Genomic DNA, 11,076 nt, shown 5'->3' with positions numbered 1-11,076 from the left:
ACGGATAAAAAAATCACCGAAAACAGTTGCAAAAATTAACACCGTTGCTGGTTTGGCGCCCCACCGTTTCCCATCAACCCTGTAGGGGTTGCGGCAAGAATGCGTGACGTAAAAAATCATTTCCTTGCTGAGGAATGAGGGTATAGTGGCTGCAAATGAAGTTGGTTCAAGAATACTTTTGAATTGCATGAACGCTTCTGTAATCACATGCCTGATTCTGCTGCTTCTCTGTGGATGCTCTACGCCTCCAGCCGGCGCTCCCACTGATTTGGGAGATGGTTTCAGGCGAGATCATCATCCGGCATTTACGATAGAAGAACAGCAAATCATTACTGCTGCGCGGCAATACCTTGAACAGTCTTACGGAAAGCGGATGGACGCCTATTATCGCGTGTGGCATGAGCCCGAGGGTTACGTTGTCATGGCATTGGAGGTATATCAATATGACAAGAAAAAACCGCGTTTTCGGGTTGGCTCCGATTTCCGTGTGATTTTACGGAAGGATGGCACGGTGTCGAAGGTGATACCAGGAATGTGACCCCATGATTTTGATACCATTCAACAAATCGCGCCAGCCATTCACCACAAAATCCAATCCATCCGTCAGTGGCGGCCTTTTCGCATTGACCCGAGGGGCCTTTTTAGGGATGGTCGGCACCATGCTAATCAACTGGCCACCGGAAACCATGAACGAACATTCCGTTCAATAATACTGTTGGGCCGCTTATGACCATAAATCTCGACCAGCCTACCGCACGCTGTATCATCATCAAGACCGCTATCACTCACACCGTGACATACTTTGTCATGGGGATTCTGGCTTTCTTCGTTTTTGACTATCCGCATCTTTATGCCGACACCGGCCTCAAGTATATCATGCGACCGACGACTGACCCGCTTGTCATGGCAGGACCATTGTTTCAGCCCATCCGAGGGCTGATTTTCGGCGTTGCTTTCTTCATGCTGCGACAATCTTTTTTTGGACAGAATAGAGGCTGGCTGCTCATGTGGGCGGTGCTGGTGTGTCTCAGCATTTTGGGGACATTCGGACCGTCGGCCTCATCGTTGGAGGGCATGATTTATACGACGCTTCCACTGCGACTACATTTGATAGGGCTGCCGGAGGTTTTTCTTCAGGCTTTTCTTCTATCATTCATAGTCTTTTATTGGGTTTCTAGCCCGAAGAAGTGGATTAGCTGGGTCATGGGTTCACTTTTCAGTCTCGTGCTACTTTTTTCGATACTCGGACTTTTGCACGGAAGCAGTAGATAATTTTTGCATTATATCAGCGGTCTAACAACGCCTCATGGATTGTTCGGAAAGGCGTTGCCTCAGATGCGATGCCTCCAAAAAGTCAGGGGGAATAACTTTACTTTAAACACCGGTCCAGTGGGGCTCGGCTGCGGCAAGGGGCGCGAGGAATCGTTGCGGCACACCCTCCCCAGCGAGCCAGTCCCCGGCATGGGGCGGGTTTCGTCCGGATTGGGGGAGGTTTCCACCGGGCCGTGGCGGGTTTCCACCGTAGCGGGGGGATTTTCCCCCGGATCGTGGCGAGGTTCCCCCGGACCTGCGAAGGTTCCCACCGGGTCGGCGAGGGTTCCGCCCGTGGCGGGGGGATTTTCCCCCGGACCGGGGCAGGTTCCGCCGGTGTCCGGTGGGGTTTCACCGGTACCCGGTCAGGTTTCGCCGGTAGCCGGGGGATTTTCCCCCGGAGCGGGGCGGAGTTCACCGGTAGGCGGGCGGGTTTCGCCGGTGGCGGGGGGATTTTCCCCCCGTGCCCTCAAAACGTCCATTTCCTGCAATTTTCGTCATAAACTGGCCCAAAAGGCCCCGCCCGGCATGATTTGCCCGGTCAAATCATCAAAAAACCGTTCAACAACCACCCCTCGCCCCGAGTCTATTCAGCCTTGACCCGAGGGACCTTTTTAGGGATGGTTAGCACCATGAAAACCAACTGGCCACCGGAAACCACGAACGAAAAGGGCGTTCAAGAATGCTGTTAGACCACACTATGCGTACATTACTACTTATCACGCTTATGTTTTTTGGATTATTTAACGCCAAGTCACAGACCAATGAGCCACCAAAGCCATCAGCCGCCCAAGCTGGGCGAGAGTTGCGATTGAAGACATTGACCACTTCGCCAGCAGAGCTTGGACAAAAGCCGACATCAGACCATCCACGCGTCGCTGGTGTCATTATGGATTTTCCCCTCAAAGATGCGACAGCGAGCATCGTTTCATTTTCTTCTGGTGACGCCAGCATTTACACAACGGGCACATTTGGTGTGATTGGAGGTTTTGCACATGAGACTGTTCGCAGCGGTGCCATTGATTTTGTCACAGCGTGTGAGAGGCATTTTGATGAGGCTACTCTGACGAAGGATTATTCCTATCCAGCAGCTGGGCGCGTTCGTTTTTACCTCATTTGCTACGATGGAGTCAGAGTGATTGATGGTGATTTGCAATCGTTGAGCAGCGGAAAAGACAAGGATTCAGATTTACTTGTTGCGGGGTCGCGGGTTTGGACAGAGTTTCGCAAGGTCGTTCAGAAGAAGGAAAAAGGGACTCAGCCATGACCGTTAGGCGGCTTCACACGTTATGAGTAAGTTCGACCGCAATAAATCGCTCCAGCAGCTCGACGGCCAAGAGTGGGGTGAGCCAACCTACGAATCAGGTCTTGTGACCGAGTGTCATCGGCTGAGGCGTGTCCCCTTGTGCGAGTTCACCGCAGAGCATCTGCGCATGATGATTGGCCAACAGATTGGTTTGCCTTACCTCGTTCCCATCGCGCTTGAGTTCCTTCGTACCGACCCGTTCACCGCAGGCGACTTCTACGAGGGCGATTTGCTCGCAGGGGTGCTCCAAGCTGAGACGGCGTTCTGGCGTGATCATCCCGACTTAAGCCGAGAGGCGGCGGAGATTGCGGAGCGAGCATTTACTCTGCTTCCTTCTCTCGACGACTGCGACCGTCCGACAGCACAGGAGGCTTTGACTGAGGCGTATCATGTGTTTCAGAGAGCTCAGGCAACGGCAGCCTAACCACGCCACCCCCGCTCAAATGCCCGTTTAGTTTCCCCCATTCATTGATTCCGCTGGTCACGGGACGGGGAGTTCCGCTCATTCCCGCAAACACACGCGTCTGCCGACTGCTGGCTGCGAACCCCTCGGGTTTAATCCCAATGCCTGCGCAGGCCCAACTTACTTCGCCGCCGGCGGCGAGTTGGTGGCTGGGTCATCGGCCACGATCTTCACATCGCCGGTCTTGGGATCGTAGGTGATCTTCATGCCGTAGGGCGGGCGCGGGATGGAGCCCAGGTATTTCTCTTTCACCAGTTCCTGGAGGTCCGCCGGGTAGCGGCCTTCCATGGCGTAGAATTGTTGCACGTTCTGCCGGAGCGCGACCAGCTCGATGTTCTTCTCCGAGTATTTCTTGGCCTGCGCGACGGCGCCGAGGTAATCCGTGGGCGCGTTCAGGGGGTTGCTGCCGGGCTTTTCGGCTTTGGTTTCGGTCTTCTTCTCGCACGCGGCCACGGCCAGCACGGCGGCGGCAAGCATCCAGCTCAAGTGTTTCATAGCGGTTAAGGTACCCTACCAGACGAGGGTTTGCAACCGGCGCGCGACTTCTTCGGCGTTGGCGCGGCTGTTGAAGGAGGAGATGCGGAAGTAGCCCTCGCCCTGCGCGCCGAAGCCGCTGCCGGGGGTGATGACGACGTTGGCCGCGTTCAGGATTTTGTCGAAGGCCTGCCAACTGGTGACGCCCGCCGGGGTTTGCGCCCAGATGTACGGCGCGTTGGTGCCGCCATAAACGGTCAGGCCCGCCGCCCTGGCCCCCGCCACGAGGATGGCCGCGTTGCCCATGTAGTGCTCGATCAAGGCCCGCACCTGGGCTTTGCCTTCCGGCGAGTAGAGCGCTTCCGCGCCGCGCTGGACGATGTAGCTGACGCCGTTGAATTTGGTGCACATGCGCCGGTTCCAGAGTGGATGCAGGGGCTTGAACTCGCCGGCGGCGGTGGCGGCCAGAAGGGTCTTGGGCACCACGGTGAAGGCACAGCGCGTGCCGGTGAACCCGCCGTGCTTGGAGAAGCTGCGGAATTCAATGGCGCACTCCCGCGCGCCGGGGATCTCGTAGATGGAATGCGGGATGGCCGGGTCCTTGATGTAAGCCTCGTAGGCGGCATCGAACAGGATGATGGCCTTGTGCTTGAGGGCGTAGGTCACCCAGGCTTCGAGTTGTTTGCGCGTGGCGACCGCCCCGGTGGGGTTGTTGGGCGAGCACAGGTAGATCAGATCGGCTTTGCCCCGGGGCGGCTTGGGCACAAAGCCGTTCGCGGGCGTGCAGGGCAGATAGGCAATCCCCTGGTACGCGCCGGCGTCGTCCGCCGCGCCGGTATGGCCGGCCATGACGTTGGTATCCACGTACACGGGATAGACCGGGTCGGGGATGGCGAGCTTGTTCTTGTGGCCGAGGATGTCGAGGATGTTGCCGCAATCGCACTTGGAGCCGTCGGAGACGAAGATTTCGTCGTCGGCGATCTCGATATTGCGGTCGCGGTAGTCATTCTGGGCAATGGCGGCGCGCAGGAAGTCGTACCCCTGCTCTGGGCCGTAGCCGCGGAAGGTTTCGCGGCGCGCCATTTCGTCCACCGCCTTGTGCATGGCGGCGACGACGGCTGCGGGCAGCGGTTCCGTCACGTCGCCGATGCCGCAGCGGATGAGCCGTTTGGCGGCTTCCGGGTTGGCTTCGCAGAACACTTTGACGCGGCGCCCAATCTCCGGGAACAGGTAGCCCGCTTTCAACTTCAAATAATTCTCATTCAAAAAGGCCATACGTATGTCTTTGGTAAAATCGGTTCAATGTCAACCAGCGGCGGGACTTTATCAATCAAGGCACCACGATGCAAGAATGAGGAACGGCGCGGGCCATTCCCGACCTACGGACGCAGGCCGCGCCGCACCTGGTCGTAATAGCATAGCGCCACCATCACCAGCGAATGCTTGATCTTGTTCGCCGCCACGAGTTGGTACACCTCCGGGACGGGGATCAACCGGATGTTCAAATCTTCGCCATGATCCAATTGCTGGGGGTGTTTCAACCGGCATTGCTCCACCAAAACCACATGGCAGACATTGGTCAGGATCGCCGGGTTGGCATACACATCCCCGATGATGCGGGCCTTTTCCCCTTCGTAACCGGTTTCTTCCCGCAATTCGCGCAACCCGCCCGCCACCGGGTCCCGGTCATGAGGATCAATCATGCCGCCGGGAACTTCCAGTTCCACTGTGTTGGTGCCGTGCCGGTATTGCTCCACCATGACCATCTGGTCATCCGGAGTAATCGCCACCACGTTGACCCACGGGCCGCAATCGAGCACAAAAAAGTCATGCTCCCGCCCCGTGCGCGGGGAAATCTTGATATCCCTGCGCAGGGTAAAAATCCGGTAGGAGCCAAGCAGTTGGGAGGCAATCTGCCGCCAGGGGCGGATCGGGGTGGGTGCGGGTGGCATCATGGTAAATAAAAAGCGGGCGGGGATTACCCGCCCGCTTGAAAGTTTCAGGTCAGACGGATTACTTCACTTCGGTCGCCGGCACAATCTTGATGCTCTCGACGCCCACGCGCGCCGTGGGCTTGCTCCGCTCCGGCCCGCCGACGGGCACGGTGGCGAGTTTCTCCAACACATCGTCGCCCTTGATCAATTTGCCAAAGGCCGTGTATTGGCGGTCCAGGAAGGAGGCGTCACCGTGGCAGATGAAAAACTGGCAGCCAGCGGAATCGGGATCCTGCGAGCGCGCCATCGAGATGACGCCGCGTTGATGCGAGCGACTATTGAACTCGGCTTTGAGCTTATAGCCAGGATCGCCAGTGCCCCACCGAGCCTCTTTGGAGGCATCCTTGGTCAGGGGATCGCCGCCCTGGACCATGAAGCCTTTGATAATGCGATGGAAACAGGTGCCATCATAGAAACCCTTTTTGGCCAGGGTCTTGAAGTTTTCGACAGTTTTAGGCGCTACATCCGGCCAGAATTCCAAAACCATCTCGCCCATGGAGGTTTTGATGACGGCCACTTCGGTTACGTTCACAGGTTTGTTATCCGCTTTCTTCGGTTCGGTTGGTGTGGTTTCTTTTTTATCTTCGCCCCGCACGCCGCTCACCAGTGTCAGCGCCAGGCCCGTTACTAAAATCAATGCAATGTTCTTCATACAACGCCGGAAATAATTCACAAATTTGGCCGGGTTGTCACGCTGTTTTTTTTACAGGTTTATCACATGTGGGATGAATCGCTGGCGGGCGTGACCAGCCATGATGCGCAGAACCACGTGTTCACCCTTTCGCCGGAAGGCAAATCGCCACCCGGCTCCTTTGGCGTGAAGAAGTACGCCATCTTTAACACGTGCGAAGGCCTGATGCATCCCGGCCAGTGGCATCTGGATCGCGCCGCCGGGCGTGTAGTGTACTGGCCGCTGCCCGGGGAGGACATGACCAAACAAGCAAACCGGTTATTTGGATGCCGGCTTTTGCTCTGGTGGCTTTACATCCGGTTTTTTGTCGAGTTTCTTTGGAAGATTGGCCGCCGCCGCTTTTTTAGCGGCATTGGGATTGCGGGTAAGCATCGCAACTTCGAGTTCCTGGAAGGGAACGAGATGCCGATAGTAGAATGCCTGCATCATGTCTTCCGCTGGCACCGCCAAATGCGCCACCTCTTTACCCTGGATCATGCCTCGCCCTTCCACCGTAAGGCTGACCGGTTTCTTGAGAGGAGAATCCGGGGCACTCAGCGTGAGCCGCACCTGATTGGTGTTCCCCGGCATCTTGCCGGACAACCTGAAACCAGTTGGGGCATCCTTCAGGACAAAGGAAATATCACCCGTGAATCCATCTTTGCGCACCGCATATAAGGTCACCTGGACGCTATTTCCAGGGCGGACATTCAGGCTGGCCGGAGTCATCCGCAACTCGAAGTCGGGCTGTGGCGTATGCACATACAGGCGATAGGCGTATTCCGGCCCGCCCTTGTGCTGGGTGTCGCGCAAACGCAGGTAATAAGTGCCATCCGCCGGGAGACTGATACTGATCCGGGAATCGGCCTGATGCGTCACCAATCCGGACGCCCTGTCATCATAATCGTCATTGATCGCGATTTGTTTCCCCTCGGAGTCAGTTAGAGTGAGAATCGAATCCAAAGGGGAGTTCAATCGGCGGGCAAACACCTCTGCGACGATCTGCTTGCCCGCCTGTCCTTCAAAGCGGAATACATCCTCATCATCAGGCTGGTCAATCCGCCCATTTACGACCGTTGGCACCCGAAGGCGTTGCGCGTTAGACTCCTGATTGTTCGGTTCCTTTTCCATCACTTCCGAATATGCGCTGGTCTGAAACAGCACGGTGTTCAAAACCTTCTCCTGATTAGGGAACGCCAAGGTATGGATACCCGGCTCCCGACCGGCAGTATCCAAAGTCACCTTGGTTGCTGGGAGATTCCAGCCAGCCACCTCGACTTCATTTTGCGCGCCAGCCGGCCCGCCCAGTGGAAAAATGCCAGTGACAAAAGGCAATTCCCCAATCGTGATGCGATAAACAAAATCCTCGCGCCCACGGAAAATGGAGTCTTTAATTTGAATCAGATAATCTCCGTCCGCAGGAATTTCATAATTGAGCACCGGATCAGGATTAAACCGAAAATCATCGGCATAGGCGATTTCCTTGCCCTTGGGATCATACATGGTAACCGTTGCTTGGAACCAGCCGGGAACCGCGTCTGCCAAGTAGGGAATCAACTGTCGGGCGTTAACCGCAACCACCAACTTTTGGCCTTTGCGACCATAAAACCGGAACCCGTCGATCGCCCCGGGCATGATCTGACCATTGGCGACGCACGGCAAGGTAAGGCGCACCTCGGGGCGTTTCGACGGCCCCCGCGTCAAATTGTAACGTTCCGGGTTCAGCAGGTTCGGCCCGCTAAGACAAACTTCCGGCGGCTCATTGAACTCTTGAAGTTGCCCCACATGAAACACCAGGGGATTGGATAAACCCAACGCTGTGAGCAATCGCAGTTCGCGCTGGCCGGGCTTGGCATTGGCTGCAATGGTGACCCTTAGTTTAACGTCTTCCGCTAGCTGGGGGTTAGGCGGACGCTGATTTTTGGGATTGGATAACTTATACTTTAAATCGGCGAGTTCCTTTTCCACGGATACCCGGTCGATTTTTTGCACTTCATTGCTATTGTAGTCACCCACGCCACGAACCGTGATAATCGTATCGCTCTTCCCAGCGGCAGTTACCCCGCGGCGCAACGCTTCCATTCGGTCCCGCAAAAAAGTGAGTTGCTTGTTGGCATACGGCTTGATGAATTCAACAATCGTGGCTTGAACGCCTTCGCCGGTGACCAGAACATTGGTCACCCCGTCCAAAAACTGCCCGCTGAGCGTCGCTTGGAAGGTGGTTCCCTGCCGTCCTCCGGCAGGATACACATACCCCACCGACGGCCCCCGTTGCGCAAATCCAACACTCGTGGCGGCCAACATGACCGCCAGCCACACGACCTGTTGCATTATCTTCATGAAATACAAACCGCGTTAGACGAGTTCTTTCAACAAACCACCGGATTTTGCGCCTTCCTCGGCGGAAGCCATGACGCGCACCTCTTTTCCCTGCGGATGCGGCAAATTGGCATTGGGATCAATGCCCAACAACCCATACATGGTGCCGATGAAATCAACGGGATAGACCGGACGATCTTTTACCAGTTCGCCCTTGGCATCCGAAGATCCGATCACCTGGCCAGCTTTGAGACCGCCACCAGCGACCAAGGCAGAAAAGACTTTTCCATAATGACCGCGCCCGCCATTCCAAGGCGCTTCCGTGTCCACCTTCGGAGTGCGGCCGAACTCACCGCAACACCACACGATGGTGCTTTCCAGCAAACCATGATCCTGCAGGTCCTGAAGCAACGTGGCCAAACCCTTGTCCAGTTCCGGCAGTTTACGCCGCATGGCCGGGAAATGATCCTTGTGCGTATCCCATCCCTGATAATTGATGGTGATATACGGCACGCCGCGTTCCACCAACCGGCGAGCGACCAGGCAGGATTGCCCGAAGGTGGTCAAGCCATACTGTTCCCGCAACGTATCTTTCTCGGACGAGCAATCAAAGACCTTACCACCATCACCTAAGATTAACTCATACGCCTGCTTACGACATTCGGCGGAGGATACCAAACGCGGATCGTCGCGCATGGAGTTTTCCAACGTATTGATCCGTCCGAGGAAATCGCGCCGCGCTTCCTGGCGCTTTTCAGTGATGCCTTGGGCAACAATGCCTTCCACGACAAACGGCACCTTGGCGGGATCGCCACCGGTAGCGAACGGCTTGTACTTGCCACCCAAAAAGCCTGCTTCAGAGAACCGTCCCTGCGGGGCGGTGAGTACAATATAAGGTGGCACCAAGCCCTTGTAGCCAGCCTCGTAGCCTTTGAACAGTGACACCACCGCACCGATGCAGGGATACGTATCTCCAGCCCCGGCATTTCTTCCGGTCTGCACCATGTACGCGGCGGTTTCATGACCATTGTTGCCATGGGTCATGCTGCGAATCAGGGAGTACTTATCGGCCTGTTTGGCGAGCAGGGGTAATAACTCGCAGATCCGCATTCCCTTCACATTGGTCTCAATCGGTTGGTTCAGCGGACCGCAATACTCCATGCCCGCCTCGGGCTTGGGATCAAAGGTTTCCAAGTGACTGGCGCCGCCCCAGAGCCAGATTTGAATCACCGACTTGGCCTTGGCACCACCTTTGGCTGCCGCCGTGACCGCTGGAGCCGCCGCTCCCAAGGTGGGCATCCCCAAACTGTTTGCCATCAACAGACCCCCGGCACCCACCAAACCCAGCTTCATCGCGTCGCGCCGCGAAACCAGATCGGCGACCGGGTTGGACATTTGAATCAATGACGGGAAGCCCGAGTTTTCGTGTTTGCGGTTCGTATTCATAGCAACATATTTAATCGTTCTGTGATGTAGCGGTAATGTACACCATTAAACGCCTCAGGTAAAGACAAATTTCACACAATTCCATCGCCAAAAGTCCAGGGTGCATTGAATCATGATTGTGGCTGAATTGCGGCTTGCGTATTGGAAGATTGGACGGTATTCGTTTTCCCATGTCGTTGAATCAAAAAGCGGGCGCTGATCGCAATTCCGTTGCGTGCCCGCCAACGCTTTCCGCAACGCGCCGCATGTCCTTTCATCATTGGAAACACCCAATTGTAACAACACCTGAACTCATCGAATGAAACAAACCTCTCTGCTGCTGCTCCCTGCCCTGCTGATCGCCACGCTGGCGCAAGGCGCGACCACCCCGGATGCCGCGCTCCCGGCTCCCACCGTCGCCGACATTCCCTTCACCCAGGTCGGCGGCAGCAATCTGTTGCTGGACGCTTATCTGCCGGAAGGCCCGGGGCCGTTCCCGGCCTGCATCCTGGTGCATGGCGGCGGATTCCGGAATGGCAACAAGAAGTCGTACATCCATCCGCTGTTCGCCCCGTTGCGCGACGCCGGGTTTGCGTGTTTCAGCGTGGATTACCGGCTGGCCCCGGCGCACCGCTGGCCGACCGGCATTGAAGATGTCGAGGCCGCCATCCGCTGGCTGAAGGCCCATGCCGCCGAGTATCGCGCTGACCCCAAACGCATCGCCCTGATCGGCGAATCCGCCGGTGGCCATTACGTTTCGTACATCGGGGTTACCGCCCGCGAGCCGGTGCAGGCGGTCGTGCCCATCTACGCCCCGCACGATCTCGAAGCGCGCGTGCGGCAGAGCCAGGAAATCGGGGCCAGCATGGCCGCCCTGCTCGATCTCAAGGAGGTCAACGAAGACGCCTTCAAGAAACTGCGCGACGCCTCCCCCATCCAGCACCTGCGCGCCAACCTGCCGCCGTTCCTGCTGCTGCATGGCGATAAGGACACCACCGTCCCCCTGGAACAATCCACCCAATTCCAGGCCAGGATGCTGGCCCTGGGCAACCCCTGCGACCTAGCAGCCTGTCGGACTTAGAAAAGCAGTTTTTTTAAGAAGCCCGGACATAAT

12 protein-coding genes are annotated in these 11,076 nt (G+C 56.8%); 5 read left to right on the top strand and 7 right to left on the bottom strand.

Annotated features, from left to right (window positions below; translation table 11 throughout):
* Positions 1-189, bottom strand: a 189-nt coding sequence (locus WCO56_26415; GenBank protein MEI7733134.1) for a hypothetical protein, incomplete at its 3' end; no start/stop codon positions are given.
* Between WCO56_26415 and WCO56_26410 the strand changes: the two genes are divergently transcribed.
* The 4 genes from WCO56_26410 to WCO56_26395 all read left to right on the top strand — a co-directional run bounded on the left by WCO56_26410 (position 188) and on the right by WCO56_26395 (position 3,041).
* Positions 188-538 (top strand): hypothetical protein, encoded by a 351-nt coding sequence (locus tag WCO56_26410; GenBank protein MEI7733133.1) that lies wholly within the window; start codon positions 188-190, stop codon positions 536-538. The two genes, WCO56_26415 and WCO56_26410, sit on opposite strands and share 2 nt — an antisense overlap.
* 188 nt (positions 539-726) lie before the next feature.
* Positions 727-1,272: a hypothetical protein gene (locus WCO56_26405; GenBank protein ID MEI7733132.1), complete on the top strand. Its 546-nt coding sequence runs from the start codon at positions 727-729 to the stop codon at positions 1,270-1,272.
* 739 nt (positions 1,273-2,011) lie between these two features.
* Positions 2,012-2,578, top strand: coding sequence for a hypothetical protein (locus WCO56_26400; protein MEI7733131.1), 567 nt, complete (start codon positions 2,012-2,014; stop codon positions 2,576-2,578).
* Between the two features lie 22 nt (positions 2,579-2,600).
* Positions 2,601-3,041: a contact-dependent growth inhibition system immunity protein gene (locus tag WCO56_26395; GenBank protein MEI7733130.1), complete on the top strand. Its 441-nt coding sequence runs from the start codon at positions 2,601-2,603 to the stop codon at positions 3,039-3,041.
* A 159-nt stretch (positions 3,042-3,200) separates the two neighbouring features.
* Here the strand turns inward: WCO56_26395 and WCO56_26390 are convergent, their stop codons facing one another.
* From WCO56_26390 to WCO56_26365, 6 genes are all read right to left on the bottom strand, one after another.
* Positions 3,201-3,575: a hypothetical protein gene (locus WCO56_26390; protein MEI7733129.1), complete on the bottom strand. Its 375-nt coding sequence runs from the start codon at positions 3,573-3,575 to the stop codon at positions 3,201-3,203.
* 15 nt (positions 3,576-3,590) lie between these two features.
* The gene (locus WCO56_26385) at positions 3,591-4,829 is read right to left on the bottom strand and encodes an LL-diaminopimelate aminotransferase (protein MEI7733128.1); all 1,239 of its coding nucleotides are present in this window, start codon (positions 4,827-4,829) and stop codon (positions 3,591-3,593) included.
* A gap of 104 nt (positions 4,830-4,933) precedes the next feature.
* Positions 4,934-5,509, bottom strand: a complete 576-nt coding sequence (locus WCO56_26380; protein MEI7733127.1) for an NUDIX hydrolase — start codon at positions 5,507-5,509, stop codon at positions 4,934-4,936.
* Positions 5,510-5,567: 58 nt separating this feature from the next.
* Positions 5,568-6,200 carry a peptidylprolyl isomerase gene (locus WCO56_26375; GenBank protein MEI7733126.1) on the bottom strand — a complete coding sequence of 211 codons (633 nt, stop codon included), beginning with the start codon at positions 6,198-6,200 and terminating at the stop codon, positions 5,568-5,570.
* A gap of 297 nt (positions 6,201-6,497) precedes the next feature.
* Positions 6,498-8,558 carry a PPC domain-containing protein gene (locus WCO56_26370; GenBank protein MEI7733125.1) on the bottom strand — a complete coding sequence of 687 codons (2,061 nt, stop codon included), beginning with the start codon at positions 8,556-8,558 and terminating at the stop codon, positions 6,498-6,500.
* 15 nt (positions 8,559-8,573) lie between these two features.
* Positions 8,574-9,983 carry a DUF1501 domain-containing protein gene (locus tag WCO56_26365; protein ID MEI7733124.1) on the bottom strand — a complete coding sequence of 470 codons (1,410 nt, stop codon included), beginning with the start codon at positions 9,981-9,983 and terminating at the stop codon, positions 8,574-8,576.
* Between the two features lie 298 nt (positions 9,984-10,281).
* Between WCO56_26365 and WCO56_26360 the strand changes: the two genes are divergently transcribed.
* Positions 10,282-11,043 carry an alpha/beta hydrolase gene (locus WCO56_26360; GenBank protein ID MEI7733123.1) on the top strand — a complete coding sequence of 254 codons (762 nt, stop codon included), beginning with the start codon at positions 10,282-10,284 and terminating at the stop codon, positions 11,041-11,043.
* Positions 11,044-11,076 lie beyond the last annotated feature (33 nt).

The sequence above is a fragment of the Verrucomicrobiota bacterium genome (assembly GCA_037139415.1).
Taxonomy (GTDB): domain Bacteria; phylum Verrucomicrobiota; class Verrucomicrobiia; order Limisphaerales; family Fontisphaeraceae; genus JBAXGN01.
This window is presented reverse-complemented; position numbering and strand designations above follow the sequence as displayed.